This is a genomic window from Xanthomonas sp. MLO165 (assembly GCF_018831305.1).
GTDB classification, from domain to species: domain Bacteria; phylum Pseudomonadota; class Gammaproteobacteria; order Xanthomonadales; family Xanthomonadaceae; genus Xanthomonas; species Xanthomonas arboricola.
On sequence record NZ_CP029263.1, the window covers coordinates 4,203,444 to 4,230,102 of the forward strand.

Annotated in this window: 24 protein-coding genes; 13 read left to right on the plus strand and 11 right to left on the minus strand. The window is 68.1% G+C overall.

Features of this window, described 5'->3' with window-relative positions; translation table 11 throughout:
* Nucleotides 1-55: 55 nt before the first annotated feature.
* The 9 genes from DGN21_RS17625 to DGN21_RS17665 all read left to right on the plus strand — a co-directional run bounded on the left by DGN21_RS17625 (nucleotide 56) and on the right by DGN21_RS17665 (nucleotide 9,726).
* On the plus strand, nucleotides 56-1,192 hold the full coding sequence (locus tag DGN21_RS17625; RefSeq protein WP_104575567.1) for a LysM peptidoglycan-binding domain-containing protein: 1,137 nt from the start codon (nucleotides 56-58) through the stop codon (nucleotides 1,190-1,192).
* A 71-nt stretch (nucleotides 1,193-1,263) separates the two neighbouring features.
* A complete protein-coding gene (gene dprA / locus DGN21_RS17630) occupies nucleotides 1,264-2,400 on the plus strand; it encodes a DNA-processing protein DprA (RefSeq protein ID WP_024938527.1) in 1,137 nt (378 codons plus the stop codon).
* 43 nt (nucleotides 2,401-2,443) lie between these two features.
* The gene (locus DGN21_RS17635) at nucleotides 2,444-2,917 is read left to right on the plus strand and encodes a DUF494 family protein (RefSeq protein WP_003484452.1); all 474 of its coding nucleotides are present in this window, start codon (nucleotides 2,444-2,446) and stop codon (nucleotides 2,915-2,917) included.
* A gap of 37 nt (nucleotides 2,918-2,954) precedes the next feature.
* The gene (locus tag DGN21_RS17640; RefSeq protein ID WP_126966525.1) at nucleotides 2,955-3,689 is read left to right on the plus strand and encodes a pilin; all 735 of its coding nucleotides are present in this window, start codon (nucleotides 2,955-2,957) and stop codon (nucleotides 3,687-3,689) included.
* A 27-nt stretch (nucleotides 3,690-3,716) separates the two neighbouring features.
* Nucleotides 3,717-4,949 (plus strand): RDD family protein, encoded by a 1,233-nt coding sequence (locus DGN21_RS17645; RefSeq protein ID WP_126966524.1) that lies wholly within the window; start codon nucleotides 3,717-3,719, stop codon nucleotides 4,947-4,949.
* 182 nt (nucleotides 4,950-5,131) lie between these two features.
* Nucleotides 5,132-7,630 carry a DNA topoisomerase I gene (locus DGN21_RS17650; protein ID WP_126966523.1) on the plus strand — a complete coding sequence of 833 codons (2,499 nt, stop codon included), beginning with the start codon at nucleotides 5,132-5,134 and terminating at the stop codon, nucleotides 7,628-7,630.
* 9 nt (nucleotides 7,631-7,639) lie between these two features.
* The gene (locus DGN21_RS17655; protein WP_126966522.1) at nucleotides 7,640-8,200 is read left to right on the plus strand and encodes a Sua5/YciO/YrdC/YwlC family protein; all 561 of its coding nucleotides are present in this window, start codon (nucleotides 7,640-7,642) and stop codon (nucleotides 8,198-8,200) included.
* Nucleotides 8,201-8,290: 90 nt separating this feature from the next.
* On the plus strand, nucleotides 8,291-9,070 hold the full coding sequence (locus DGN21_RS17660; RefSeq protein WP_126966521.1) for a DUF4124 domain-containing protein: 780 nt from the start codon (nucleotides 8,291-8,293) through the stop codon (nucleotides 9,068-9,070).
* Nucleotides 9,067-9,726, plus strand: coding sequence for a DUF4124 domain-containing protein (locus DGN21_RS17665; protein ID WP_126966520.1), 660 nt, complete (start codon nucleotides 9,067-9,069; stop codon nucleotides 9,724-9,726). The genes DGN21_RS17660 and DGN21_RS17665 overlap by 4 nt, the downstream gene beginning before the upstream one ends.
* Before the next feature lie 277 nt (nucleotides 9,727-10,003).
* Here DGN21_RS17665 and DGN21_RS17670 read toward each other — a convergent pair whose 3' ends face one another.
* Nucleotides 10,004-10,780 carry an SDR family oxidoreductase gene (locus DGN21_RS17670; protein WP_024938534.1) on the minus strand — a complete coding sequence of 259 codons (777 nt, stop codon included), beginning with the start codon at nucleotides 10,778-10,780 and terminating at the stop codon, nucleotides 10,004-10,006.
* Between the two features lie 106 nt (nucleotides 10,781-10,886).
* Between DGN21_RS17670 and DGN21_RS17675 the strand changes: the two genes are divergently transcribed.
* Nucleotides 10,887-11,102: a hypothetical protein gene (locus tag DGN21_RS17675; protein ID WP_016903674.1), complete on the plus strand. Its 216-nt coding sequence runs from the start codon at nucleotides 10,887-10,889 to the stop codon at nucleotides 11,100-11,102.
* Between the two features lie 277 nt (nucleotides 11,103-11,379).
* Here the strand turns inward: DGN21_RS17675 and sppA are convergent, their stop codons facing one another.
* The 4 genes from sppA to DGN21_RS17695 form a co-directional block, all read right to left on the minus strand.
* Entirely contained in the window at nucleotides 11,380-13,281 is a 1,902-nt protein-coding gene (sppA, locus tag DGN21_RS17680) for a signal peptide peptidase SppA (protein WP_160955057.1), read from the minus strand.
* Between the two features lie 84 nt (nucleotides 13,282-13,365).
* Nucleotides 13,366-14,742 carry an MATE family efflux transporter gene (locus DGN21_RS17685; protein WP_024938536.1) on the minus strand — a complete coding sequence of 459 codons (1,377 nt, stop codon included), beginning with the start codon at nucleotides 14,740-14,742 and terminating at the stop codon, nucleotides 13,366-13,368.
* Between the two features lie 365 nt (nucleotides 14,743-15,107).
* The gene (locus tag DGN21_RS17690; protein WP_039515368.1) at nucleotides 15,108-15,710 is read right to left on the minus strand and encodes a DUF3106 domain-containing protein; all 603 of its coding nucleotides are present in this window, start codon (nucleotides 15,708-15,710) and stop codon (nucleotides 15,108-15,110) included.
* A complete protein-coding gene (locus DGN21_RS17695; protein WP_160955059.1) occupies nucleotides 15,697-16,731 on the minus strand; it encodes a hypothetical protein in 1,035 nt (344 codons plus the stop codon). The genes DGN21_RS17690 and DGN21_RS17695 overlap by 14 nt, the downstream gene beginning before the upstream one ends.
* Before the next feature lie 470 nt (nucleotides 16,732-17,201).
* Here DGN21_RS17695 and DGN21_RS17700 point away from each other — a divergent pair, with 470 nt between their 5' ends.
* On the plus strand, nucleotides 17,202-19,424 hold the full coding sequence (locus DGN21_RS17700) for a primosomal protein N' (RefSeq protein WP_126966518.1): 2,223 nt from the start codon (nucleotides 17,202-17,204) through the stop codon (nucleotides 19,422-19,424).
* 348 nt (nucleotides 19,425-19,772) lie between these two features.
* Here the strand turns inward: DGN21_RS17700 and DGN21_RS17705 are convergent, their stop codons facing one another.
* Genes DGN21_RS17705 through DGN21_RS17715 form a run of 3 tightly spaced genes read right to left on the minus strand, consistent with a single transcriptional unit; the run spans nucleotide 19,773 to nucleotide 21,774 of the window.
* Nucleotides 19,773-20,429, minus strand: coding sequence for a glutathione S-transferase (locus DGN21_RS17705; protein ID WP_160955060.1), 657 nt, complete (start codon nucleotides 20,427-20,429; stop codon nucleotides 19,773-19,775).
* Nucleotides 20,430-20,431: 2 nt separating this feature from the next.
* Complete coding sequence (locus DGN21_RS17710; protein WP_024938888.1) at nucleotides 20,432-21,262, minus strand: NYN domain-containing protein; 831 nt, start codon at nucleotides 21,260-21,262, stop codon at nucleotides 20,432-20,434.
* On the minus strand, nucleotides 21,259-21,774 hold the full coding sequence (locus DGN21_RS17715; protein WP_126966517.1) for a hypothetical protein: 516 nt from the start codon (nucleotides 21,772-21,774) through the stop codon (nucleotides 21,259-21,261). Before DGN21_RS17715 ends, DGN21_RS17710 begins: the two co-directional genes overlap by 4 nt.
* A 118-nt stretch (nucleotides 21,775-21,892) precedes the next feature.
* Between DGN21_RS17715 and DGN21_RS17720 the strand changes: the two genes are divergently transcribed.
* Together DGN21_RS17720 and DGN21_RS17725 are read left to right on the plus strand one after the other, a co-directional pair.
* Nucleotides 21,893-23,185, plus strand: coding sequence for an NAD(P)/FAD-dependent oxidoreductase (locus DGN21_RS17720; RefSeq protein WP_024938886.1), 1,293 nt, complete (start codon nucleotides 21,893-21,895; stop codon nucleotides 23,183-23,185).
* 52 nt (nucleotides 23,186-23,237) lie between these two features.
* A complete protein-coding gene (locus DGN21_RS17725; protein WP_016903683.1) occupies nucleotides 23,238-23,852 on the plus strand; it encodes a trimeric intracellular cation channel family protein in 615 nt (204 codons plus the stop codon).
* A gap of 150 nt (nucleotides 23,853-24,002) precedes the next feature.
* Here the strand turns inward: DGN21_RS17725 and rpoH are convergent, their stop codons facing one another.
* The 3 genes from rpoH to DGN21_RS17740 form a co-directional block, all read right to left on the minus strand.
* Nucleotides 24,003-24,878, minus strand: coding sequence for an RNA polymerase sigma factor RpoH (rpoH, locus tag DGN21_RS17730; protein WP_024938885.1), 876 nt, complete (start codon nucleotides 24,876-24,878; stop codon nucleotides 24,003-24,005).
* Between the two features lie 200 nt (nucleotides 24,879-25,078).
* The gene (gene ung / locus DGN21_RS17735) at nucleotides 25,079-25,804 is read right to left on the minus strand and encodes a uracil-DNA glycosylase (RefSeq protein WP_054591102.1); all 726 of its coding nucleotides are present in this window, start codon (nucleotides 25,802-25,804) and stop codon (nucleotides 25,079-25,081) included.
* Nucleotides 25,805-25,809: 5 nt separating this feature from the next.
* Nucleotides 25,810-26,652, minus strand: a complete 843-nt coding sequence (locus DGN21_RS17740) for a response regulator (RefSeq protein WP_016903686.1) — start codon at nucleotides 26,650-26,652, stop codon at nucleotides 25,810-25,812.
* Nucleotides 26,653-26,659: the final 7 nt, after the last annotated feature.

Here is a 26,659-nt window from a genome sequence, read left to right on the forward strand (position 1 = left end):
CGGTTTCTGGACTATAGTGCGCAGACCTGTTGGGGAATCAGGCAAGAAGGCACTCATGTTGAACCGACTTCGTACGGTCGTCGCTGCGGCGATGCTGACCGTCGCGACCTACGCTGCCGCGCAAGCGGTGGGCGAGCATCCAGAGACTTACGTGGTCCGCAAGGGCGATACCCTGTGGGACATCGCTGGACGTTTCCTGCAAAAACCCTGGTTGTGGCCGGAAATCTGGCAGGCCAACCCGCAGATCCAGAATCCGCACCTGATCTATCCCGGTGACGTGATCAGCCTGGCCTACCTGGATCGCGTCGCCAAGGGCACCGTCCAGCCCGGTCCGCGCCAGGAAGCGCCGATCAATGCGATTCCGCTGGCCGATGTCGAGCCGTTCCTGAAGAACCTGCGCGTCACCGACGACTTCGACCAGCTGCCGTACGTGGTGGGCCTGGAAGGCGGCCGCACGCGCGCCACCACCGGCCAGGTGGCCTATGTGGTCGGCCTGGACGATGCACAGCCGGGCCAGCGTTTTGCGGTGGTGCGCCCGACGGTGAAGTTCAGCCTGCCCAAGCACAACGAAGACCTCGATGCGGCCGGCAACATCACCGCAGGCGCCGGCAACATCTGGAAGAACTACATCGCGCCGAGCACGCGCCGCGAGTTCCTCGGCTACGAACTGGCACAGGTCAACGTCGGCACCATCACGCGCAGCGCGGCGGGCGGCAACTCCAAGGCGGCCACCCTGCTGCTGCAGGACAGCGGCCGCGAAGTACGCGCCGGCGATCGCATCGTCGCCGTCGAGGCGCAGCCCTACGACCTGCAGTTCATCCCGCATCCGCCGTCGGAACAGGCCCTGCAGACCGAATTGCGGGTACTGGCCATCTCCGATGCCTTCACCGTCGGCGGCACCCGCGACGTGATCGCTATCTCCGGCGGTGCCCGCGAAGGCATCAACAACGGCACGGTGTTCTCGATCTGGCGCAAGGGCCGCACGGTCAGCGACCGCGTCAAGCACTCGCGCTTCTCGCGGACCGACGACGACTTCAGCGGCCCGGCCGGCTCCACCGTCGGCCTGCCCGACGAATACGCCTCGCACGCGATGGTGTTCCGTACCTTCGACAAGGTCAGCTATGCGCTGGTGATGGAAAGCGTCAAGCCGACCGGCCTGGGCTACTTCGTCAAGCATCCCGACGCGCAGTAAGCGAAAATTCCGATGCGGTAATACGACGGCGCCTGAGGGCGCCGTCGGCGTTTGCGGTTCAGGCTGGACGTATGGCCCTCCCCACTTCCGACCTGCGCGCGCTCCTGACCCTGCTCCTGGCGGGCGGCCGCAGCCCGCCGCGCCATGCGCTGCTGGACTGCTTCGCCAGCCCGGCCGAGCTACTGGCGGCCGGGCCCGAGGCCTGGCTTGCCGCCGGCTGCGACGAGTTGCAGGCGGCACGGCTGCAGACTCCCGATGCGCGCGCGCTTGACGCCGCCCTGCAGTGGTGCGAGCAGCCCGGCCATCACCTGATCGGCCTGAACGATCCCGACTACCCCGCCCTGCTGCGCCACATCGTCAATCCGCCGCTGGCCCTGTTCGTGGACGGCGACCCGAACGCGCTCTGGCACCCGGGCGTGGCCGTGGTCGGCAGCCGCTCCGCCACCGCCGGGGGCCGCGACCACACCCGCGCGTTCGCCTCCGGCCTGGCCGGCGCCGGGTTGGCCATCGTCAGTGGCATGGCCGCCGGCGTGGACGCGATCGCGCACGAGGCCGCGCTTGGCCGTGCCGGGGCCATCACCGTGGCGGTGGTGGGCACCGGCGCGGATGTGGCCTACCCGGCAAATCACCACTCCCTGCGCGATCGCATCGCCGCGCGTGGCGCGGTGGTCAGCGAATACCTGCCCGGCACCGGGCCGGTCGCGGGGCACTTCCCGGCCCGCAACCGGATCATCGCCGGGCTGGCCCTGGGCACCCTGGTGGTGGAAGCGGCCATGCGCTCGGGCGCGCTGATCACCGCGCGGCTGGCGGCGGAGGCCGGGCGCGAGGTGTTCGCCCTGCCCGGCTCGCTGCACAATCCGCTCGCGCGGGGCTGCCATCACCTGATCCGGCAGGGCGCCACCCTGGCCCAGGAGCCGGCCCAGGTCATCGACGGCCTGCGCCTGCTGTCGGGCGAACTGGCAAGCGCCTTGCGCCAGCGCCTGGCCGCCCCCACTGATCAGGCCAGGACACCGCCGCAAGCCGGCCCGGCGCGCCCGGATCCGGACTACCAGCGCTTGTGGCAGGCGCTGGGCCATGACCCAACCCCTATGGATTCCCTGGTCGAACGCACCGGATTGACGGCCGCCGCGCTGTCCTCCATGCTGCTCATCATGGAACTGGAGGGAGACGTGGTCACCGAGCACGGTCGCTATACCCGCAATCCCTAGTTTCTTCACCTCCACAGCGTCGCGCGACGCAGGCCGAGGGGCAATGAAAGAGAGCATTCTTGATGTACTGCTGTACCTGTTCGAACATTATTTCAGCGAAGATGCGGACCTGGTCCGCGACCGTGACTCGCTTCAGAATGGCCTGATCCAGGCCGGTTTCAGCCCCGCAGAAATCAGCAAAGCCTTCGATTGGCTGGACGCGCTCTCCGAGCAGCGGCCAAGCGTGGCGCGCCCGCATGTCGATGGACCGGTACGCATCTACCACGGCCCGGAGCTGGACAAGCTCGATGTGGACTGCCGTGGATTCCTGCTGTTCCTGGAGCAACACCGCATCCTCGACGCCGACCAGCGCGAGCTGGTGCTGGATCGCGCCATGGCGCTGGACCAGGACGAACTGGACCTGGACGACCTCAAATGGGTGGTCTTGATGGTGTTGTTCAACCAGCCGGGTGCCGAAGCGGCCTACGCCTGGATGGAAACGCAGATGTTCCTGGACGAGCCTGAACCCGTACACTGAGGCGGAAGCCGCAACGGACGCGTGCGAGGGGACGGCAATGAGTAGTTGGTATTACGCCGAGGGCAACCGCCACCGGCGTGGCCCGGTGGCCGGCGAGGCCTTGCTGGCGCTGTATCGCGAGCACGCGATTGCACTGGACACCCTGGTCTGGCGCGCAGGATTTGCCCGATGGGTGCCGCTGTCTGCATGCGCCGACGAGCTTGGGCCACCGATTTCCACCGATCTGCGCGCCGCAGCGCTGCCGCCGCCCCTGCCGTCGGTTCCGCCAGCGGCTGTTCACAACGCAGCCGCCAGTGCACCCTCTTCGTCAGCGCATCGCCTGCCTGGCAACGGGCCGGGGTGGCCGCTGGCGTTGGTGCTGGGCGCGGTGGTGGGCATGTTCGTGCTGGTGGCGATGATCGGCATCCTGGCGGCGATCGCGCTGCCGGCGTACCAGGACTACACCACGCGTACCAAGGTCGCCCAGGCGATCGCGGCGCTGACGCCCCTGAAGCCGCAGATCGCCGAATTTCTCGCGCAGCAAGGCCGTTGCCCGGTCAACGGCGACGCCGGCTTTCTCGCGCCCGAGCAGTATGCAAACGATGTCCTGAGCAGCGTGCGGATCGGCCGTTTCGACACCACCGAGTGCGGCGTCGAGGCGCTACTGCATGCGCCAAAAATGACCAGGATCGACGGCAAGGCGCTGTGGCTGGATTTCGACGCGGACGCCGGCAGCTGGCAGTGCAGCTCCGAGATCGACGACAACCAACTTCCGCCGGACTGCCGCGGCTAGTCAATCGCTTTACGCAAGGGGACTTCAATGACGCAGTGGTATTACGCCGACGCACAACGCGAGCGCCAGGGGCCGGTGGACACGGACACGCTTCGCGCGCGCCTGTCGGAAGGCCTGATCGATGCATCCAGCCTGGTCTGGCGCGAAGGCTTTCCGCAGTGGGTGGCACTTGGCGAGGTCATGGCCGAGCTGGGGATCGACAGCGCCGTTCCAGCGCCCGCCGCGCCGAGCGTCGGAGATGTGCCGGTGCACGTTGCGCACAGTGAGCCGCAGGCGACGGTTCACCCGACCAGCGTCGCGGTGGATCACACGCCTGCCGCAGATGCGCCGTTTGCCGGCCCGGCGGCAGACGCTGTGCTCGGGCGGTCCGACTCCGGCCTTGCCGATCACCCTCCCGTAGCCGACCACCTGCAGCGTCCGCCGAGCGGGCAGGCTGCGCTGACAGATCCAGCGGCGTGGCCCACCACGCCGGCAGACCCTGCGGCAACCCCGGCGGCATCGAGCCCGCTCCTGACCGACACCTCCCACGCGCCTGCAACACCCGCGCATGCCGTGTCGCAACCACCGGCCGGCGCGCCGCTTCCAAGCGCCTGGGATTCCGTCGCCGCGCCCGCGGCAAGCGTCGCATTGCACGATGCCCCGGTCGTCTACGCCGGCCTGTGGCGGCGCGTGGCCGCCAGCATCCTGGACAGCCTGATCACCAGCTTTGCGGTGTACCTGATCGTGATCCCGCTGGTGTTCGTCGTGGCGCTGGCGACCAGCCGGGGTGATTCCGGCTCGGCGCTGGACGACGGCAGCGCGCTCAGCATCGCCATCCTGGTGATGTCCTACGGCATCGGCCTGGCGATCCCGACGCTGTATTTCGCCTGGATGCAGTCCAGCCGGCACCAGGCCAGCCTGGGCAAGCTCGCCTGCGGCATCAAGCTGGTGCGCGCCGACAGCAACGGCGGCCGGGTCGGTTTCTGGCGCAATGTGCTGCGCTACCTGGCCTACATGCTGATCAGCGTGCTCACCCTGGGCATCGGCGTGGTCGTGGCCGCGTTCATGGCCGGCATGACCGCGCGCAAGCAGGCTCCGCACGACAAGGTCTGCGACACCCTGGTGGTGGACCGCTGGGCGTTTACGGATCACCCGGAGCGCCAATCCAGGGGTCTGGACACGGTCACCATCGTGGTGCTGGCCATTTATGCGGTGATGCTGGTGATCTCGGTGGTGGTGGTGGGCTTCATGCTGGCCGCCATCGGAATGAGCCAGAGCTAGCAGTTGGCAGCCCTGGCCGCTTGACACGGCGGCGTCCGCCGTGATCTTTCTAATAAGAGAACTGAACGCCCGGGCTCGTTTCCCGGGCGTTGACCTGTGGGAAACGGTCGATGTGCTTCCCTCCACCGGCCAATTAGGCCACGCTACCCGCCCCCCGGGCCCTGCCCAAAGAATTCGCCACCATGCCCAAGCACCTGCTCATCGTCGAATCGCCTGCCAAGGCCAAGACGATCAATAAATACCTCGGCAAGGACTTCACCGTCCTGGCCTCGTATGGGCACGTGCGCGATCTCGTCCCCAAGGAAGGCGCGGTCGATCCGGACAACGGCTTCGCAATGCGCTACGACCTGATCGAAAAGAACGAGAAGCATGTCGAAGCCATTGCACGCGCGGCCAAGAGCGCCGACGACATCTATCTGGCGACCGACCCGGACCGCGAGGGCGAGGCGATCAGCTGGCACATCGCCGAGATCCTGAAAGAGCGCGGGCTGCTCAAGGACAAGACGATGCAGCGGGTGGTGTTCACCGAGATCACCCCGCGTGCGATCAAGGAAGCCATGCTCAAGCCGCGCGCGATCGCGGCCGATCTGGTCGATGCGCAGCAGGCCCGTCGCGCGCTCGACTACCTGGTCGGCTTCAACCTGTCGCCGGTGCTGTGGCGCAAGGTGCAGCGCGGCCTGTCGGCCGGCCGCGTGCAGTCGCCGGCGCTGCGCATGATCGTCGAGCGCGAAGAAGAGATCGAAGCCTTCATCGCGCGCGAGTACTGGTCCATCGATGCGCATTGCCGGCATCCGTCGCAGCCGTTCAATGCGCGCCTGATCAAGCTGGACGGGCAGAAGTTCGAGCAGTTCACCGTCACCGACGGCGATACCGCCGAAGCGGCGCGGCTGCGCATCCAGCAGGCCGCGCAAGGCGTGCTGCATGTCACCGATGTGGCCAGCAAGGAGCGCAAGCGTCGCCCGGCCCCGCCGTTCACCACCTCCACGCTGCAGCAGGAAGCCTCGCGCAAGCTCGGCTTCACCACCCGCAAGACCATGCAGGTGGCGCAGAAGCTGTACGAAGGCGTGGCGCTGGGCGACGAAGGCTCGGTCGGTCTGATCAGCTATATGCGTACCGACTCGGTGAACCTGTCGCAGGACGCGCTGTCGGAAATCCGCGATGTGATCGCGCGCGATTTCGGCACCTCCTCGTTGCCGGACCAGCCCAACGCCTACACCACCAAATCCAAGAACGCGCAGGAAGCGCATGAGGCGGTACGTCCGACCTCGGCGCTGCGCACCCCGGCGCAGGTGGCGCGCTTCCTGTCCGACGACGAGCGTCGCCTGTACGAGTTGATCTGGCGCCGCGCCGTGGCCTGCCAGATGATCCCGGCCACGCTCAACACCGTCAGCGTCGATCTGTCGGCCGGCAGCGAGCACGTGTTCCGCGCCAGCGGCACCACCGTGGTGGTGCCCGGCTTCCTGGCGGTCTACGAGGAAGGCAAGGACACCAAGAGCAGCGAGGACGAGGACGAAGGCCGCAAGCTGCCGCTGATGAAGGCCGGCGACAACATCCCGCTGGACCGCATCGTCACCGACCAGCATTTCACCCAGCCGCCGCCGCGCTTCACCGAAGCGGCGTTGGTCAAGGCACTGGAGGAATACGGCATCGGCCGGCCGTCCACCTACGCCTCGATCATCCAGACCCTGCAGTTCCGCAAGTACGTGGAAATGGAAGGTCGCAGCTTCCGCCCCACCGACGTGGGCCGCGCGGTGTCCAAGTTCCTGTCCGGGCATTTCACCCGTTACGTGGATTACGACTTCACCGCCAAGCTCGAAGACGACCTGGATGCGGTCTCGCGTGGCGAGGAAGAGTGGATCCCGCTGATGGAGAAGTTCTGGGGCCCGTTCAAGGAACTGGTCGAGGACAAGAAGGATTCGCTGGACAAGACCGACGCCGGCAGCGTGCGCGTACTGGGCACCGACCCGGTCAGCGGCAAGGAAGTCAGCGCGCGCATCGGCCGGTTCGGCCCGATGGTGCAGATCGGCACCGTCGAAGACGAGGAAAAGCCCACCTTCGCCTCGCTGCGGCCAGGCCAGAGCATTTACTCGATCTCCATCGAAGACGCATTGGAGCTGTTCAAGATGCCGCGCGCACTGGGCCAGGACAAGGACCAGGACGTCAGCGTCGGCATCGGCCGGTTCGGCCCGTTCGCGCGCCGCGGCAGCGTCTATGCGTCGCTGAAGAAGGAAGACGACCCGTACACCATCGATCTGGCGCGCGCGGTGTTCCTGATCGAGGAGAAGGAAGAGATCGCGCGCAACCGCGTGATCAAGGACTTCGAAGGCAGCGACATCCAGGTGCTCAACGGCCGCTTCGGCCCGTACATCAGCGATGGCAAGCTCAATGGCAAGATCCCCAAGGATCGCGAGCCGGCGTCGCTGACGTTCGAGGAAGTGCAGCAGCTGCTGGCCGACACCGGCAAGCCAGTGCGCAAGGGCTTCGGCGCCAAGAAGGCCACGCTCAAGAAGAACGCGGTGAAGGATTCGGCCAAGGAGGCCAAGGACGCCGCAGCCAAGAAGACCGCGGTAAAGAAGACCGCCACCAAGACCGCGGCGAAGAAGGCGCCGGCCAAGAAGGCCGCTGCCAAGAAGGCCAGCAAGCGCGTGGTCAAGAAGACCGCGAGCAAGGCCGCAAGCTAAGACCGCCACATGCACACGCTCAGCCTGGACAGCGCCGTCGCCACCCTGACCCGGGGCGGCGTGATCGCCTATCCCACCGAAGCGGTGTGGGGGCTGGGCTGCGACCCGCGCCAGCAGGCCGCCGTGCTGCGGCTGCTGGAGATCAAACGCCGCCCGGTCGACAAGGGCGTGATCGTGGTCGCCGCCAGCGTGGATGTGCTGTACGACTGGGTGGATCTGGACGCACTGGCGCCGGCCCGCAAGCAGGAGGTGCTGGCCAGCTGGCCAGGCCCGCATACCTGGATCCTGCCGATCACCGCCCAGGCGCCGCGCTGGGTCACAGGCGCGCATGACGGGCTGGCGGTGCGCATCAGCGCACACCCGCTGGTCGCCGCGCTCTGTGCGGCCTGGGGCGGCCCGTTGGTGTCCACCAGCGCCAACCTGGCCGGCGAACCGCCCGCGCGCAGCCGACAGGCGCTGGACCCGGCCCTGCTGGCCAGCATCGACGGGGTGACGGATGGCGAGGTGGGCGCATTGGCGCAACCGACCCAGATCCGCGACGCCCGCAGCGGACAGATCCTGCGCGACTGAGCAGCCGCCACGCGCCGCCTGTCGGCGCGCTTGGCCATGAACACCGCCTGCCCCTTTGCCCACAGCCGGGTAGACGCGCACACTGCGGCCATGCGTACCGTCCTGACCCTTCTGTTGCTGGCCACCGCGCTGCCTGCGTCGGCGGCCAGTACCGCCAGCAAACCGGATCCGAATGTGCGGATCTACCGCTGCGTCAGCAGCACCGGCACCGTCGCCTTGCAGGATGCGCCATGCAGCAGCGGCCGCCAGCAGGTGCTGGACCTTCAGCGCCCGCAGGATCCGCCGCCGCAACCGCAGCGCACCGTTGCCGCCCCGGCCGCCGTCGCGACGCAGCCACCGCGCGAGGTGCGCATCGTCACCGTGCAGCCGCCACAGCCGATGTACGAGTGCACCACCGAAGACGGCAACCGCTATACCAGCGACAGCCCGGAAGGCAATCCGCGCTGGGTGCCGACCTGGGGCCCGGCCTATGTGGGCAACGGCATTGCCCCGCCGGTCAGCGGCGGCGGCATCCAGCGTCCGCCGATTTCGGTCCGCCCACGCCCGGCGATGTCGGTGCAGGGAAGCGCCGGTCGGGGTGGCAGCCTGCGCGGCAGCGCAAGCTTCGGCGGCGACGGTTATCAGGGTGGCTATCAAGGCGGCTACAACGGCGGCGGCTACGGCGGCACGGTGATCGTGCCGTACGGCAACGTGCAGATCCGCGACGAATGCCATGCCCTGCCCGAACAGGAAGTCTGCGCGCGCCTGGCCGACCGTCGCTGGGAACTGATCCGCCGCTACAACAATGCCCTGCAGAGCGAGCGCCAGGATCTCAGCCGCGAACAGCGCGGTATCGACGCGCGCCTGCAGCGCGATTGCGGCGGCGCATGAGGCGCTGGCCGTGGGCGGTATTGCTGGCGAGTGCCTCGGTGGCCGGCGCACAGGAAGTGGCGATCTACCGGTGCACCGACTCCAGCGGCGCGCTTACCGTGCAGAACATGCCCTGCCCGAAAGGCATGCAGCAGCAGAAGAAACTGATGACGGCACCGGCCGCGGTGCCGTTGACGGCGGGTGGATCAGGCGCAGCATCGCCTGCGCGTAGCACGCCCGCTGCGCAGCCCCCCACCATGCCCAAGACCGATGTGCCCGCCGCCGTCCCGGCTGCAACGCCGGCACCGACGCCACCTGCCGCGGCCTCGACCTCCACGCTGCCACCGCCACCCTTGTTCGAATGCACCGCGCACGACAACGGGCGCTATTTCACCGAAGACCGCGAGCCGGCCACGCGCTGCCTGCCGATGCAGACCACCAACCTGGCGGGCGGGCCGGCAACCGGCGGCGGCAGCGCCTGCGAAGTGGTCACCGACCGCTGCGCACCGGTGCCGGACCAGAGCCTGTGCGAGGCCTGGCGCCAGCGTGCCGAGCAGGCCGAATCGACCTGGCGCTTCTCCGACGAGGCGCAAGCGGCCGAGCGCAAGCAGCGCTATTTGCAGATGCGTCGGGTGCTGGACGAAAGCCGCTGCGCGAATCCGTCCGCCACGCCATGACGCTGCAGCCGGCGTGGCAGCGCATGGCAGCCAGTGTGCCGGTGCAGTGCTTGCCGGGCTGATTCTTTCGAGCCACTGCAACCGTTAGCGATCACCGGATGACCTGCGCGGTGCAGCGAGCCGCATGCGAGCAAGCCCGCCGCACTGTCGCCTGCGTTGCGTGCAGACGCGGCGGACGAACACTGCAGGCGCAGGCGCAGCGACGGGTCGGCGCCTGCCTGCGCGTCTTCCGATGCCATGCGCAGGCACTGTCCGCGCGACCACGCACGCAGGCGTGTCAGAACCCGTAGCGCAGGAAGCCGCCATCCACCGCGATGCATTCGCCGGTGATGTAACTGGCGGCCGGCAGGCACAGGAAACCGACGGCGGCGGCCACTTCTTCCGGTTCGCCGATGCGGCGCATCGGGGTGCGCTCGATGACCTGCTCGTAGTAATCCGGATCCGACAATGGCCCGGAGGTGCGACGGGTGCGGATGTACCACGGCGCCACCGCGTTGACGCGGATGCCGTCCTCGGCCCATTCCACCGCCAGGTTGCGGGTCATCTGCTGCAGCGCGGCCTTGGTCATGCCGTACGGCGCGCCGCTGCGCACATGGGTGATGCCGGAGACGCTGCCGACGTTGACGATCGCCGACGCCGCGTGGCGGGTCAGCAACGGGTGCGCATAACGCGACAACTCGAAAGCGGCGAACACATTGGTTTCGAAGATGCCGCGCCACTGGTCTTCGGTGTAATCGATTGCCGCGCGGGTGATGTTGCCGCCGGCATTGTTGATCAGCAGGTGCAGGCCATCGGCATGGTCTTCCACCCAATCCAGAATCGCGCGCCGCTCTTCGTCGTCGGCCACATCGGCGGCCAGCCCATGCAGCTCGCGCTCGGGAAATTCCTCGGCCAACTCGTCGCGCGCCTGCGCCAGCGCATCGGCATCGCGCGCCACCATCAGCAGGTCCGCGCCGAAGGCCAGCAATTCGCGCGCGATGGCAAAGCCAATGCCGGCGCTGGCGCCGGTGATGAGCGCGGTCTGTCCATCCAGCCGCCAACGGTGAGTTGTCACGTGGGTCATCCTCTTTCAAGACGCAGGAAACGGCCGCAGCAGCGCGCTTGACGCATGCCTGCGGCCCGGGCGTTAGGATACCGCCACCCCGAGCGAGGTCACGACGATGAAACGGCATTGGATTCTTGCGATCAGCCTGACGTTGCTGCTGGGCGCCTGTCAGCGGCCGCAACCTGCGCCCACCGAGCAGAAGCCCGAGCCGCAGGCCACCGCCCTGCGCGACCACATCCAGGAACCGTTGAACAAGGCGCACGCAGTGCAGGCGGCAAGCGATCAGGCCGCAGACGATCAACGCAAGGCGATCGATGCGGCCACACAGTAGCCGAAGCCTGACGTCTGAAGCACGCGCGTTTTTTGTCGACGCAGCAACTGCGCGTGCGCGCCTGCGATTGAGCGCAAGGCGATCACTACATCTGCGCATACGGCAAACACGCGTGAGGTCGCTCGACCGATGGCTGATTGCCTGTGATCGTGGCGCCGTGCGTTCTGCCATTCTTGCGCTGCTGGCGCGCCCGCATTGCTGCATCGCCTGAGCGCAGATACAACAACGCCGGCACAGGGCCGGCGTTGTCGATCCATCAGGTTGCGAACATGCCGCGTCAGAAGCCGCAGAAGCAGTACGCCAGCGACTTGACCGGGGTGCCGCCCGCCTTGCTGTCGTGCACGGCGTCTTCGACGAAGCGCAACTGCGTGTCCACTTCCGGCAGCGAGCGCGCCAACAGTGCGCGCGCCATGCCCGAGTCGCCCAGCACCCAGGCGCCCATGCGGCTGCCGGCAAATCCGCTCATGAACTGCGAGAACGGCGTCGCCGGCTTTTCCACGTAGCGCACGCGGAACTTGCCGCGGCTCAACTTGGCGCGGTCGGCCGCATCGGCCACCGCTTCGGACATGCCACCGAACGCGTCCACCAGGCCATGCTGCCTGGCCTGCGCACCGCTCCACACGCGGCCGCGTGCGACCTTGTCGATGGCGTCCACCGACTGATGCCGCGCCTGCGCCACCTTGCCGGTGAAGTCGGCGTAGCCCTTGTTGATCACCGCCTGGATCACCTGGCCGGCGGCGGGGTCCAGCGGACGGGTGATGTCGAAGGCACCGGCAAAGCGCGTGGTGCCCACGCCATCGGTGTGCACGCCGATCTTGTCCAGCGCGCGGGTCAGGTTGGGCACCATGCCGAAGATACCGATCGAGCCACTGATGGTCGACGGGTCGGCATAGATGCGATCGGCGTTCATGCTGATCCAGTAACCGCCCGAGGCGGCCAGATCGCCCATCGACACCACCACCGGCTTGCCGGCCTGCTTGAGCGCGACCACCTCGCGACGGATCTGCTCGGAAGCGAACACTTCGCCGCCGGGCGAATCCACACGCAGCACCACCGCCTTGACCTCGTCGTCGTCGCGCGCCTGGCGCAGCAACGCGGCGGTGGACTCGCCACCGATGCGGCCGGCCGGCTGCTCGCCACCACTGATCTCGCCAGCGGCCACCACCACGGCCACCTGCGGACGGCTGTCCATCGGCGAGCGCTGCGCCTGCAGCTGGCTCAGATAATCGTTGAAGCCGATGTTGCGAAAGCCGCTGTCGGCGTCGCTGTCGGCCACGCCGCGCTTGGTCAGCAGCGCATCGACGTCCTCGCGGGTCTTGAGCCCGTCGACCAGCTTCTGCTGCAGCGCGAACTTGGCCAGATCGCCACCGGCGGCGGCCACGCCCTCGGGCAGCGTGTCGATGCCGGCGGTCAGCTGCGCCGGGCTCAGCTTGCGCGCCTTGCCGACATCGGCCAGGTAGCGCTGCCACACGTCGTTCATCCAGAACAGGTCCGCTTCCTTGGCGTCGGCCGAAGCGGCATCGAGGATGTACGGCTCGGCGGCGGACTTGTATTCGCCCACGCGGAACAGATGCACGTCCACGCCGAGCTTGTCCTGCAGGCCCTCGCGAAAATACTGGCGATAACGGCCAAGCCCTTCCAGCAGCACGCTGCCCATCGGGTCGAGATAGACCTCGTTGGCCTGTGCGGCCAGCAGGTACTGGCCCTGGCTCATGCTCTCGCTGAAGGCGACGATCTGCTTGCCGGAGGCGCGCAGCTTCTGCAACGCCGCGGCCACTTCGCGCTGCGAGGCAAAACCGGCGGGCTGAAACTTGTCCAGGTTCAACACCACCCGCTCGATCTTGCGATCCTTGCCGGCGGCCTCGATCACCCGCACCAGGTCGCGCAGCTGCACTTCCTCGGCGCTCTTGTCACCGACCGCCTTGGCCAGCGACCGGCTCACCGGGTCGGCGCTGAACTGCTCGACCAGCGTGCCTTCGGGGTTGATCACCAGGGTGGTGCGCTCGGCCAGCGGCTTGCTGCCGTCGCCACGCGCGATCGCCACCACAAACAGCAGCAGCACCAGGAACAGGAAGCCGAAGAACACCAAGTTGAAGATCAGGCGCCGGGTGAAATTCATCACATCCCACAGGCCGACGAAGAAACTGGCGATGGGACTGCGATGCACGGGGTGGTTCATGGAAAACTCCGTCGAAAGACGCTGCATACAATTCAATGGTGTCCAGCATACCGGCTGCGCGGTGCGCGCGGCATGCGCTGGAAGTCAGGGGGCCGTGCCGGCAGTCAGCCGCCGGCTGGTCTGCCGGAAGCGCAAGCCCATCAGGACCGACGCCACGGTCAGACCCAGAATCAGGCCGATCCACATGCCTTGCGGCCCCCAGCCCAGCCCCAGGCCGAGCCCGGCGCCGATCGGCATGCCGACACCCCAGTACGAGAACATCGCCAGGAACATCGGCACACGGGTGTCCTTGAGCCCACGCAGCGCGCCGCTGGAAAGCACCTGGATGCCGTCGGGAAACTGGAACGTGGCGGCAAACAGCAGCAGCACCGAGGCCAGCGCGGCCACCGCCACATCGTCGGTATAGACGCTCACGATGGCATCGTGGCCCAGCAACAGCACGCTGGCCGACAGCGCCTGGGTGCCCAGCACGATGGCGTAACCGGCCCAGGCCGCGCGCCGCATGCCGAGCGGATCGCCGCGCCCGACCGCATGCCCGACCCGCACGGTGGTCGCCTCGGCCACGCCCATCGGAATCATGAAACACAGCTGCGCGACGTTGATCGCAATCTGGTGCGCGGCCGCTTCGGTGGAGCCGAGCCGGCCGATCAGCAAGGCGGTGACGATGAACAGGCCGCCCTCCATCAGCACGGTGATGCCGATCGGCAGACCGGTGCGCAACAGATCGCCGATCGCACGCCAGCGCGGGCCTTCGAAATGGGCGAACAACTGCAGGTGCGCGAAGCGGCGCGAGCGCCACAGATACAGCGCAAACACACTGGCCTGCACCCACATGGTGACCGCCGAGGCCATGCCCAGGCCCTGCGCACCGTGCTCGGCAACGCCGAACTTGCCATAGGTCAGCGCATAACCCAGCGGCGCCAGCACTAGCAGGCCGCCAAAGCCCAGCAGCATGGTCGGCAGGGTCCAGTGCATGCCCTCGCTGAGATAGCGCATGCAGAAGTAGAACGTCAGCGCCGGCCCGCCCCAGCGCACCGCGTGCAGGAAGTCGGTCGCGCCCGGCACGATGTCCGGCGCAATCCCGAAGGTGGGCAACAGCGGCGGCACCGCACTGAGGAACGCGAACATCACCGCGCCCAGTCCCAGCGACAGCCACAGGGCCTGGCGGAACAGCGGGCCGATCTCGCGCTCGCGGCCGGCGCCACGCAGCTGCGAGACCGAGGCGGTCAACGAGATCAGCGTGCCGATCGGCACCAGCATCGGCAGCCACAGCAGCGAGGTGCCGATGGTGACCGCCGCCAGCGTGGCGGTGCCGTGGTGACCGGCGATGACGTTATCGACAAATCCGATCAGGCCGGTGGAGACGTGACCGAGTACCAGCGGCAATGCGAGCAGGCCGGTGGTGCGCACTTCCGCGCCGAAACGCGGCGTCGCGGAGGTGGGTACAGGAGAGACAGACATGACAACCGATCGCTGCGCGGACTACGGCCGTGCCGGGAGGCGCTGCCACCGGGTCGCGTGGGGCCGCTATCTTACCCGCACTTGCGACACGGGCAGCGGTTGTCGGCGGCAAGGCGTAAGGCGGGAGATGCGCGGCAATGAGCGGCCGGCGTGGCTGGTCAGCGGAACGGAATGCCCGGGCTTCAGCGCGGTCCGTGTCCTTCGTGACGCCCGCCGCTTCGCGCACGCATCGCCGAAGGCGGCAGCCCCGCAGGCTCTCGGCTCGGTGTCCGGCCCGACTGCCCGGTATCGAGGATGGACACCGAGCACGCGTGGAGACGACGCCGACGCAGGGGGCTGCAGCGGCGCAGTCCCGCCGCTGCCAATCAGCGCGCCAGCTGGCGCTTCAACCAGGCGCTGCGCGTTGCCGGCGCCTGCGCAAGCAGGGCATCGCGCAAGCCATCGCGCTCCTGCGGCGGGGTGCGTTGTGCCAGCATCGCCAGCTGTTCCAGCTGCCCGGCGTCCAGGCTGCGCAACGCCGCCAGCAGCGTATCGCGCTGCGCTGGCGGCACGTAGCCGATCAGGGGCTGCAACTGCGGATAGAACGCACCCAGCTGCGAGCCCAGGCGCCAGCCATCGCGATGCAGGCGATCCATCGCGGTGAACTGCGTGCGCAGCGCGCGCTGCTGGTCGTCGGGCAAGCCATGCAGACGCTCGCGTGCCTGCCGCAATACCACCCGGTCGGTGGCGGTGAGCCCTTTCCAGGCCGCATAACGGGCGCGCAGCTCGGCCCGCTGGGCCGGCGTCAATGCGTCCCAGCGCGCGCGCTGCTGCGCGGCGCTCGGGGTTGCGGCAGTGGCGGCTGCGGGCGTCGGCATGCCGGCGGGCGCAGTCGCGTTGCCTTCCTCCAACGGCGCCGGCAGGGTCTGCGCAGCGGCCATGCCGACAACAGCCAACGCCAGCAGGCCGCACCACTTAATTGTCGTCATCGACGGTCTCCAGGGTGGCGGCAGGCTGGTCGGCGGTGGTGGCATGCGCGCCGGATTCGTCGGCCGGCACCGGATGGCCGGCCGCATACCAGGCGTAGAAATCGGCCGAACGCGCCAGTTCCAGGTCCGGGTCGGCCAGCATCGCCTGGTCGCGCGGATCCAGGCCGGGGTTTGCCACCGCCTCCGGCAAGTCGGCGGCGGGAAGGTCTTCCACCAGCACCGGCGCTGCATCGGTGACGTGCAGCACGCCGGCCGGGGCCTGCGAGACCGGCTCGGGCGGCAGGGCCGGGCGGCGATGCGTCCACCACCAGCCCAGCGCCGCAAGCAGCAGCGCCAACGCCAGCACGGCCAGCACGAGGCCGGCGTGGCGGCGGTCGATCCGCGGCCACTGCCACTGGCGTGCAGGACGGTGGCGCGGCGCGGCCGGGCGGCGCGCTTCGGCGGCGGCCGCAGGCGCGGCCGCGACAGGCTGCAGCGGCATGCCTGCCAGGGCCGACTCGCGGAGCTGTGCCAGCCGGCTGACCTGCGCCGGGCTGAGCTCGCGCAACTCCTGCTGCGCCGCCTCGGCCAGGGCCCGCCAGGCCTGCGCATCCGGGTTGCCGGCCGCATCGCGTGGGCAGGCACGGGCCAGCGACTGCCGATAGGCCGCCACCTCGATGCCCTGCACCTCGCTGGCAGGCTCTTCTTCCAGCCCGGCCACGATACGCAGCAGCAGCGCCAGCCGGTCGCTGGTCTGCATCCGCCCCAGTGCGGTGAACGGCGGCAGCCAGGTCCCCGGCATGGGCTCGCGCCGCAGCGGCGGTGCCGTTGCCAGCAGGCTCCAGAAGCGCATCGGCCAGCCGGCCATCGGGCGACCCGCCGCCTGGCTGCTGAACGCACGCAACGCCGCCGCCAGGGCCCGCTCGGCCGCCGCGCCATCGCCGCATTGCAGTTGTGCGAGTACCAGACCCCGGCGTTCGACACCGCGCAGGAAAGCAGACAGCGCGGCAGGGGTGACGGGGGCGTCGGGGACTACGGTCATGGGAACTCCAGCATCGGCCGGCATGATACCGACGCAATCGGCCCCCGCCGATGGCTTGACAGATCGACCCGGCTGCGCTGCGTCCCGGTGCCATCGACTGCCGTCACCTGCGCAGGTTGTGCACAGCGGCAGACATGCCGATACGCGGGCGTCTGTCAACTGTTGATTTTTCTTTGTTGCATTCGTGTTTCACGCCTAAGTGATTGATCCTTATCGCTTTAAGCCGATTGGCGAAAAAATGTCCAACAGGTTGCAGAAGCTAGTGAATCCGCCTTCACAGCGTGGAGCACGAGACTAATTCACAGGTTTATCCACAGGCAGTGTGGATAAACCCGTTTCCCTAGTCCTCACATAGGTTTACGTCGGATTTATCACTTCCGTCACACAAACGCGTCGTAAGCCGAAGCACCGATTCGGAGACGACCGAGCGGCGTCTGCCGGGTACTGGACAGGGTCGGTAGACTGACCGGATGTCTTCGACCGTCGCCACCTTGCGCGTCGCCCTGCCGGTGCCGCTGCCCCAACTGTTCGACTATCTGCCTCCGGCCGACGCGCCGCTGACCGACCCCGCGCGGGTCGGCTGCCGGGTGCGGGTGCCGTTCGGGCCGCGCGAGCTGGTCGGGGTGGTGGTGGAGATCGGCCAGTTGGCCTCCGCCGAAGGACTGCGCCCGGCGCTGGCCTGGTGCGACGACGCCCCGCTGCTGGTCGAGGAGCTGGCGCGTTCGCTGCAGTGGCTGGCGCGCTACACCCACGCACCGCTGGGCGAGGCCCAGTCCAGCGCCCTGCCCGGCCCGTTGCGCCGCGGCGAGCCGCTGGCCGACACCCATGCCTGGGCCTGGCAGCTCACCGAGGCCGGGCGCACCGGCGCCGCCAGCCTGCGCGCCGGCAGCCGCCCCGCCTTGCTGGCCGCCCTGCTGCTGACCGGTGCGCTGGGCGAAGAACAGCTGGACCCCTTGCTGCCGCAGTGGCGCGAGGCCGCACGCAGCCTGGTCAAGCGCGGCCATGCCGAGCGCGTGGCGGTGCCGGCCGACAGCATCCCGCCCCGTCCCGGCAACGGCCCGCAGCTCAACGACGAACAGCAGGCCGCCGCCGACGCCATCCGTGCGCAGCGCGGTTTTGCCACCTATCTGCTCGATGGCGTCACCGGCAGCGGCAAGACCGAGGTCTACCTGCAGGCGATCGCCGACTGCCTGGCGGCTGGCCGCCAGGCGCTGGTGCTGGTGCCGGAGATCGGCCTGACCCCGCAGACGCTGGGCCGCTTCCGCGCCCGCCTGGGCGTGCCGGTGCACGCGCTGCATTCGGGGCTGTCTGACGGCGAACGGGCGCGGGTGTGGGCGGCGGCCTGGCGCGGCGAAGCCAAGCTGATCGTCGGCACGCGTTCGGCGGTGTTCACCCCGCTGCCCAATGCCGGGCTGATCGTGATCGACGAAGAACACGACGGCAGCTACAAACAGCAGGACGGCATCCGCTATCACGCCCGCGATTTCGCGCTGGTGCGCGGCAAGGCGCTGGATGTGCCGGTGATCCTGGGCAGCGCCACGCCGTCGCTGGAGAGCCTGCACAACGCCTATTCCGGCCGCTACCGGCATCTGCGCCTGTCGCGCCGCGCCGGCGAGGCGCGTCCGCCGCGCGTGCGCGTGCTCGACGTGCGCAAGCGCCCGCTCAAGGACGGCCTGTCGCCGGAGGTGCTGGCCGGCATCGGCGCCACCCTGGCGCGCGGCGAGCAGGTACTGGTGTTCAAGAACCGCCGCGGCTATGCGCCGGTGCTGCTGTGCCACGACTGCGGCTGGACTGCCGCCTGCCAGCGCTGCAGCACGCCGCTGCACCAGACCCCGATGACCGTGCACGCCGGCGGGCGGCGCCTGCAATGCCATCACTGCGGCGCGCGCCAGCAGGCACCGCTGGCCTGCCCGGCCTGCGCCAGCCTGGCGCTGCAGCCGCAAGGCATCGGCACCGAGCGGCTGGAAGAACGCCTGACCGAAGCGTTCCCGGAGTTTCCGGTGGTGCGCATCGACCGCAGCACCACCCAGCGCCGCGACGCGCTGGAGACCCAGCTGGCGCGCCTGGGCAGCGAGGCCGGCATCCTGGTCGGCACCCAGATCCTGGCCAAGGGCCACGATCTGCCACGGCTGACCATGGTGGTGGTGGTCGGCATCGACGAAGGCCTGTTCTCGGCCGACTTCCGTGCCGCCGAAAAGCTCTCCCAGCAGCTGATCCAGGTGGCCGGACGCGCCGGCCGCGCCGACCGCCCCGGCGAGGTCTGGCTGCAGACCCATCACCCCGAACATCCCCTGCTGCAGACCCTGGTCAACGGCGGCTACCACGCCTTCGCCGATGCCGAATTGCAGCAGCGCGAGGCCGCGGGATTTCCGCCGTTCGCGCATCTGGCGCTGTTCCGCGCCGAGGCCAAGGACGTGGCCGCGGCCAACCAGTTCCTGATGGCGGTGCGCGGCCTGACCACGGCAGACAGCACCGCACAATCGCCTGCGTTTGCCGCAGTGGAGTGCTACGGCCCGATGCCGGCACCGATGCCACGTCGCGCCGGTTTCCAGCGCACCCAGTTGCTGTTGTCCGCGCAACAGCGCTCGGCGCTGCATCGTCTGCTGGATGCGCAACTGCCTGCGGTCTATGCGTTGCCGCAGGCGCGGCGCGTACGCTGGTCGCTGGATGTGGATCCGATCGATCTGTATTAGGGCGGGCGTATCGCACGCGGGGCTGCAGCCAGACCACCGTGTACCCAGCTTGCGTAGGAGCGCACCTGGGCGCGATGTGGCGTTACCGGGAATGCCCTCGCGCCCGGGTGCGCTCCTACAACACCGCGAGCGAACAGGCCGCACGTGTCCTCACGTTTTTGTAGGAGCGCGCTTGCGCGCGATGGGGCGTTACTGGGAATGCCCTCGCGCACAAGTGCGCTCCTACAGAGAACGCGGGCTATTTGGCCGCGCGATGTATGAGGCGCATGTCCTTGCAGCAACGTGCCGTGTCGGCAGCGCGTGCGGTGTCTGCCATGGGCCATGTTGGCCTGAGCGGAAACGCGAAACTCAGGTCAGCGCGGTCATCACGCCACGCTGGTACGCAGGCCGTGCGCGCAGGCGCTGGTACCACGCCTGCAGATGTGGCAGCTCGGGCCGCTCGATCGGCATTTCGAACCAGGCGTAGATGAAGCTGCCCAGTGGAATATCGCCCATCGCAAATTGCGCGCCGGACAGATACGGCTGCTGCGCCAGGGCCGCATCCGCGCGTGCGAGCAGGTCGCCCGAGTGCGCCAGCGCCGCGGCGATGCGCGCAGGATCGCGCTCGGGTTCCGGTGTGCGCAGCACGCCCCAGAACAGGTCGCGAAACACGCCGGCAAACGTCGAGGTGGTCCAGTCCATCCAGCGATCGCCCAGCGCGCGTTCGGCCGGTGCCTGCGGATACAGGGCCGGCGCATATTGCGCGGCCAGGTAGCGCACGATCGCATTGGACTCCCACAGCACCAACTCACCATCCTGCATCGTCGGCACCAGACCGTTGGGATTCAACGCGCGATACTCGGGCGTGTCGTTACGACCAAACGCACCACCGACTTCGATCGAGGTGTACGGCACCCCGGCTTCTTCGGCGCACCACAGCACCTTGCGGACATTGCTGGAATTGCGCCGCCCCCATAGCGTGATCGAGGCGTTTCCTGCCGCCGGTTGCATCGCAGCGTCAGCCATCGTCATTTCCCTGCTGGCGGTTTGGGGGTCGCGCGCGCCGGACGCTTCGCGGTGGACGCCTGCGTGGCGACGGCGGCCGCTGGCTGCGCTGCTTTCGCCCGCCCGCCCTTGGGCGCATCGCGCACCCACAGGGCCTGCTCGTCCTGCTTGATCTCGAACAGGCCGATCGCACGCACCAGGTCGCTGAGTTTGCGATAACCGTAGTTGCGTGGGTCGAACGAGGCCTGGTTGGCCACCTGCTTGCCCACCGCGCCCAGATGCGCCCAGCCATCGTCTTCGCAGGCACTGTCGATCGCATTGCGCAGCATCTGCACCAGCCGGGTGTCGCCGCGCAGCGCGGTGGCATCCTTGCGGCCGGCGGCGGTGTCGCTGGCCGCTGCCGCCTGCTCGCCCAGCGCTTCGACATAGGTGAATTTGGAACAGGCATTGACGAACGGCGCCGGGGTTTTCTTCTCGCCGAAGCCATACACCTTCATGCCATCGGTGAGCAGACGCATCACCAACGGAGTGAAATCCGCATCGCTGGAAACGATCGCAAAGCCATCCAGATTGCGTGCATACAACAGGTCCATCGCATCGATCACCATCGCCATGTCCGAGGCGTTCTTGCCCGAGCTGTAGGCAAATTGCTGGATCGGCCGGATCGCGTATTCGTGCAGCGCCGCTTCCCAGCTCTTCAGGTGCGGACTCTTCCAGTTGCCGTAGGCGCGGCGCACGTTGGCCACGCCATAGCGCGCCACTTCGGCCAGCACCACGTCGATCTTGCCGGCCGGCGCGTTGTCGGCATCGATCAGCAAGGCGATGCGTTTGTCGGGATTGTCGATCATGGTCATTCCTCGAAGGTGTCGGCAGAGTCGGTGTCGATTTCGGTGTCGGCGGCATCGGCCGACGGCAGCGTGTACTGGCTGCCATCGTGCATGGTCAACACGCCATCGCTCAGGATCTCGCGCTCGGACCCGCCGCTGACCCAGGTGGCATGCACGCGGCCGCGGCCGCGATCGCCTTCCACCGTGAACACGAAATCGTCGTCACCCGGCGCCAGACCGGTGCGCACCAGATCCACCCGCATCGTGTGGATCTGGCCGATCTGTTCCTGCACCACCGCATCGTCCTGCAGCGCGGCGCGTGCCTGGTCGGCAAACAGCGACCAGCCGAACACGATCAGCCAGCCGAGCGCGCCCAGCACCAGCATGCCGAACAGCACCACGCAGGTCGCCAGCCCGATCAGGCCGAGTGTGACGCCGCTGAGCTTCTGTCCGGGCGCACGCGCGGCAGCCGGTGCCATCGCCGGAGAAGCGGATGGCGGTGGCGACAGCGGCGGCAACGGTGGGGGTAGCGACGGCATGCGGTCATCATGTGGATGAGATGCGACATGATGCCGCAGGCAGGCCGGGTCCAGGCGGCATGTTCATTACCGATGCGGCATGCTGATGAGCCCGCGTCGCAATCCATCGGACCTTACGATGACTTCTTCCCCCTCCCAAGCTCCGCTGCACCTGGTTGTGGTTGGCGGCGGTTTCGCCGGCTTATGGGCCACCCGCGCACTCGACGATCCCGGCATCCGCATCACCCTGATCGACCGCCAGAACCATCACCTGTTCCAGCCGCTGCTGTACCAGGTCGCCACCGCCGGCCTGTCGGCACCGGATATCGCCGCGCCGCTGCGCCATATCCTGCGCGAGCAGCGCAATGTCGAAGTGCTGCTCGGCGACGTCGCCGAAATCGCACCGGCCCGCCGTGAGGTGGTGCTCGCCGACGGCAGCACGCTCGGCTACGACATGCTGCTGCTGGCCACCGGCGCCACCCATGCCTACTTCGGCAACGATCAATGGGCCGAGCATGCGCCCGGCCTGAAGACGCTGTACGACGCGCTGGTGCTGCGGCGCAAGTTGCTGCTCGCCTTCGAGCGCGCCGAGGCAGAGTCCGACCCGGCCGCACGCGCGGCCTGGCTGAGTTTTGCCGTGGTCGGCGGCGGCCCGACCGGCGTCGAGCTGGCCGGCACGCTGGCCGAGATCGCCCGCCACACGCTCAAGAACGAATTCCGCCATATCGACCCGCAGCAGGCGCGCGTGCGCCTGGTCGAAGCCGGCCCGCGCGTGCTGCCCTCGTTCCCGGACGATCTCACCGCCAAGGCGCGCAAGCAGCTCGAGCGCCTGGGCGTGGAGGTGCACACCGGCACGCCGGTCACCCACATCGATGCGCTGGGCTATCAGCTCGGCGACACCTTCGTGCCTGCACGCACCGTGGTGTGGGCCGCCGGCGTGGCGGCATCGCCGCTGGCGCGCACGCTGGGCGTGCCGCTGGATCGTGCCGGCCGCGTGCTGGTGGAGCCGGACCTGAGCGTACCCGGTCACCCGGAGATCTTCGTCGGCGGCGACCTGGCCTCGGTCCAGCAAGACGGCCGCCCGGTACCAGGTGTGGCACCGGCAGCAAAGCAGATGGGCAAGCACATCGCCAAGGCGATCCGCGCCCGCCACCGCAGCCAGCCTGCACCAGCCTTCCGTTACCAGGACTACGGCAACTTGGCCACGATCGGCCGCATGGCCGCCATCGTGCATGTCGGCAAGCTCAAGCTCTCCGGCATCGTGGCCTGGTGGTTCTGGCTGGCCGCGCACGTGTACTTCCTGATCGGTTTCCGCAACCGGTTCGTGGTGCTGGTGAACTGGGCGATGGCGTACTGGAGCTACCAGCGCGCCGCGCGCATCATCTTCGGCGGTGCCACCGACGATCCGCCGCCCAGCAGCAAGGACGGATGACAGCGGCGCAGGCCGTGCGCGATGCTGTGCGGCCTGATGCGACGGTCTGATCGTGACCACTCTCCTGTTCCTGCTGGATCTGCTCGGCACCTTCGTGTTCGCCCTCAGCGGCGCGACCGTGGCGGTGCGCAATCGCCTGGATCTGTTCGGCGTACTGGTGCTGTCGTGCGCGGCGGCTGTGTCCGGCGGCATCGTGCGCGATGTGCTGATCGGCGCCACCCCGCCGGCCGCGCTGGTGCATCCGCAGTACCTGCTGGTCGCCTGCCTGGCCGGCGTGGCCGGTTTCTACTGGCATGCGGCGGTGGAACGGCTGCGCAACCCGGTGCAGTTGTTCGACGCGGCCGGGTTGGCGCTGTTTGCGGTGTACGGCACCAGCAAGGCGCTCGATTACCAACTCAGCCCGCTCAGCGCGACCTTACTCGGCATGCTCAGCGGCATCGGCGGCGGCATCGCGCGTGATCTGCTGGTGGCGCGGACGCCGGTGGTGCTGCAGGCCGAGCTGTATGCGGTCGCCGCGCTGGCCGGTGGCGGCCTGGTCGCGATCGGGCACATGCTCGCAGTGCCGCAGGCCTGGTCGCTGGCGACCGGCGCGCTGGTCTGTTTCGGGCTGCGTTTCATGGCCATCCGCTACGGCTGGCATCTGCCGGTGGCGCGCCTGCCGGAATAGCGCGGGCGGGCGCAGCGCGCGGTCGATCATCGGCGAGCGACCACGACGAACAACCACGCGTCGTCGGACTCGACGCAGCACCGGCAGCCCACATGCAAACGGCCCGGAAGACCGGGCCGTTTGTACGACACCTGGGGCATGATCGAGAGATCAGGCCACGAACAGTGCCTTCATCTTCTTCAGCGCATTCGCCTCGATCTGGCGGATACGCTCGGCCGACACGCCGTACTCGTCGGCCAGCTCCTGCAGCGTCACCTTGGAGTCGGAGTCCAGCCAGCGGCGCTTGACGATGTCGCGCGAGCGCGTGTCCAGGCCGGCCATGCCTTCGCGCAGCAACTGCAGCTGATTGTCTTCGCTGTCGTGGCGCTCGTAGGCCTGCGACGGATCTTCGTCGTTGGCCACCAGGTAGCTCACCGGCGACGGCGGACCATGATCGTCGTCTTCGTCGGACGAGGCATCGAAGCCGATATCGCGACCGGACAGACGCGACTCCATCTCCATCACTTCGCGCTCGGAGACGTTCAGGTCCTTGGCGACCGCAGTCACCTCGGACGCATTGAGCCAGCCCAGGCGGGTCTTGGACTTGCGCAGGTTGAAGAACAGCTTGCGCTGCGCCTTGGTCGTGGCGACCTTGACGATGCGCCAGTTCTTCAGGATGAACTCGTGCATCTCGGCACGGATCCAATGCACCGCGAAACTGACCAGGCGCACGCCCATTTCCGGGTCGAAGCGCTTGACCGCCTTCATCAGGCCGATGTTGCCTTCCTGGATCAGGTCGCCCAGCGGCAGGCCGTAGCCGTTGTAGCCGCGAGCGACGTGCACCACGAAGCGCAGGTGGGAATGGACCAGCTCGCGCGCGGCGTCCAGATCCAGCTCGTCACGGAAGCGACGGGCAAGATTCTGTTCCTCATCGACCGACAGCACCGGGATCTGGTGCACGGCACCGATGTAGGCGTCCAGCGAACCGAGCGCACTGGGAATCGGGAGATTGTTTGCCACTAGGGCAGTCGAGGTGATCTGGTTCATAGGGCACCATCTTAGCAGTCGAACTATTGGACTGCCGGGTACAGAAAAAGTTCCCAGCGTTCCATTTATAGGACGTTCGGGCTTTTTGCGTCGCCGTCGTTCTACGGCGAAGCTCCCCGACTTCGAGCATCTACGCTACCACCGCCGCCCTGCGCAGACCGTGACAAAGCCGCCGCGAAACGGGCCGGCGCCGGTACCGTTCAGCCGCTGGCCGGAGTGGTGTCCAGCGCGTTGCGGGGCGGCAGCGACCAGTCGATCGGGCCCAGCCCGCGGCGCTGCAGGTGCTCGTTGGTCTTGGAGAAGTGCTGGCAGCCCAGAAAGCCGCGATGCGCCGACAACGGCGAGGGATGCGGGGCCTTGAACACGCGATGGCGCGCCTGGTCGATGACCTTGCCCTTGGACTGCGCGTAGCTGCCCCAGAGCAGGAACACCAGACCTTCGCGCTCGCGGTTGAGGGTCTCCACCACATGGTCGGTGAAGCCTTCCCAGCCCTTGTTCTGGTGCGCGCCGGCACGGCCCTGCTCCACCGTCAGCACCGCATTGAGCAGCAGCACGCCCTGGCGCGCCCACGGCATCAGATAGCCATGGTCCGGACGTGCGATGCCCAGGTCGTCCTGGATCTCCTTGTAGATGTTGAGCAGCGACGGCGGCACCGGCACCCCGGGCAGCACCGAGAAGCACAGCCCATGCGCCTGGCCTTCACCGTGATACGGGTCCTGGCCCAGGATCACCACCTTGACCTGCTCGAACGGGGTGGCGTCGAAGGCCGCAAAGATCTGCGGGCCCGGCGGGAACACCCGCGCCCCGGCCGCCTTGCGCTGGCGCAGGAATGCGGACAGCTCCTGCATTTCCGGGCGCAGCAACCAATCGCCCACCCGCGCCTTCCACGACGGTTCCAGCTGGATACGCGCTTCCACTTCAGCCACTTCGGTCATAGCGTGACAGCCTGGTCCTCGAGCCGTGCCAGGCGCAGCTGGAACAGCACCTTGGTCACCAGCAGACGTTCTTCGATGGGTTTCTGCACCAGGTCGTTGGCGCCGGCGCGCAGCAGCTCGGACTGGTTGCGCGGATTGGTGTCGCCGGTCATCACCAGCACCGGCAGGCGACGCTTGCCGTAGGCGAAGTCGATGCGGATGCGCTCGACCACGTCGCGGCCGTTGAGCTCGCCCTTCAGGGTCACATCGGTCAGCACCACGTCGATGCGGCGCTCGGTGCGGCCCAGCGATTCGGCGGTGAGCAGCGCAAAGGCATCCTCGGCGGTGAGCACATGCACCACCTTCAGGCTCTGCCGCTCGAGCATGCGCTTGGTCGCCTCGGCCACCACGCGGCTGTCCTCGATGTACAGCACGGTCGCGCCGACCACCGGCTCGGGCTGCACATAGCCGCGGATGAAGGTCGCCAGGGCTTCGTGGCCCAGCGCCTTGTCGAAATAATCGGTGACGTATTCGGTGAAGCGGCGCTCCACCAGATGCTGCTGCGCATCGCCGGAGACCACGATCACCGGCACATAGGCCTGGCCGGCCGCTTCGCGCACGCTGCGCGCCAGGGTCAGGCCATCGCCATCGGGCAGCGACAGCGAAGTGGTGACCAGATCCACCGCCCCGGCTTCCAGCGCCTGGCGCGCCTCGGCGATGCTGGAGCAGCCGATCACCTGCACGTTGGGCAGATCGCGCTGTAACACATCGGCGATCAGCTTGCGCACCAGCTTGGAGCCATCGACCACCATCACACGCGGCGCGTCGCTGATCAGGTGCTTGAGATCCGGTGGATGCATGGCAGGC

Excerpts from the sequence above, each read along its gene's own strand:
- DGN21_RS17625 (WP_104575567.1), top strand. The coding sequence starts at position 56 with ATGTTGAACCGACTTCGTACGGTCGTCGCTGCGGCGATGCTGACCGTC.
- dprA (WP_024938527.1), top strand. The coding sequence starts at position 1,264 with ATGGCCCTCCCCACTTCCGACCTGCGCGCGCTCCTGACCCTGCTCCTG.
- DGN21_RS17635 (WP_003484452.1), top strand. The coding sequence starts at position 2,444 with ATGAAAGAGAGCATTCTTGATGTACTGCTGTACCTGTTCGAACATTAT.
- DGN21_RS17640 (WP_126966525.1), top strand. The coding sequence starts at position 2,955 with ATGAGTAGTTGGTATTACGCCGAGGGCAACCGCCACCGGCGTGGCCCG.
- DGN21_RS17645 (WP_126966524.1), top strand. The coding sequence starts at position 3,717 with ATGACGCAGTGGTATTACGCCGACGCACAACGCGAGCGCCAGGGGCCG.
- DGN21_RS17650 (WP_126966523.1), top strand. The coding sequence starts at position 5,132 with ATGCCCAAGCACCTGCTCATCGTCGAATCGCCTGCCAAGGCCAAGACG.
- DGN21_RS17655 (WP_126966522.1), top strand. The coding sequence starts at position 7,640 with ATGCACACGCTCAGCCTGGACAGCGCCGTCGCCACCCTGACCCGGGGC.
- DGN21_RS17660 (WP_126966521.1), top strand. The coding sequence starts at position 8,291 with ATGCGTACCGTCCTGACCCTTCTGTTGCTGGCCACCGCGCTGCCTGCG.
- DGN21_RS17665 (WP_126966520.1), top strand. The coding sequence starts at position 9,067 with ATGAGGCGCTGGCCGTGGGCGGTATTGCTGGCGAGTGCCTCGGTGGCC.
- DGN21_RS17675 (WP_016903674.1), top strand. The coding sequence starts at position 10,887 with ATGAAACGGCATTGGATTCTTGCGATCAGCCTGACGTTGCTGCTGGGC.
- sppA (WP_160955057.1), bottom strand. The coding sequence starts at position 13,281 with ATGAACCACCCCGTGCATCGCAGTCCCATCGCCAGTTTCTTCGTCGGC.
- DGN21_RS17685 (WP_024938536.1), bottom strand. The coding sequence starts at position 14,742 with ATGTCTGTCTCTCCTGTACCCACCTCCGCGACGCCGCGTTTCGGCGCG.
- DGN21_RS17690 (WP_039515368.1), bottom strand. The coding sequence starts at position 15,710 with ATGACGACAATTAAGTGGTGCGGCCTGCTGGCGTTGGCTGTTGTCGGC.
- DGN21_RS17695 (WP_160955059.1), bottom strand. The coding sequence starts at position 16,731 with ATGACCGTAGTCCCCGACGCCCCCGTCACCCCTGCCGCGCTGTCTGCT.
- DGN21_RS17700 (WP_126966518.1), top strand. The coding sequence starts at position 17,202 with ATGTCTTCGACCGTCGCCACCTTGCGCGTCGCCCTGCCGGTGCCGCTG.
- DGN21_RS17705 (WP_160955060.1), bottom strand. The coding sequence starts at position 20,429 with ATGGCTGACGCTGCGATGCAACCGGCGGCAGGAAACGCCTCGATCACG.
- DGN21_RS17710 (WP_024938888.1), bottom strand. The coding sequence starts at position 21,262 with ATGACCATGATCGACAATCCCGACAAACGCATCGCCTTGCTGATCGAT.
- DGN21_RS17715 (WP_126966517.1), bottom strand. The coding sequence starts at position 21,774 with ATGCCGTCGCTACCCCCACCGTTGCCGCCGCTGTCGCCACCGCCATCC.
- DGN21_RS17720 (WP_024938886.1), top strand. The coding sequence starts at position 21,893 with ATGACTTCTTCCCCCTCCCAAGCTCCGCTGCACCTGGTTGTGGTTGGC.
- rpoH (WP_024938885.1), bottom strand. The coding sequence starts at position 24,878 with ATGAACCAGATCACCTCGACTGCCCTAGTGGCAAACAATCTCCCGATT.
- DGN21_RS17740 (WP_016903686.1), bottom strand. The coding sequence starts at position 26,652 with ATGCATCCACCGGATCTCAAGCACCTGATCAGCGACGCGCCGCGTGTG.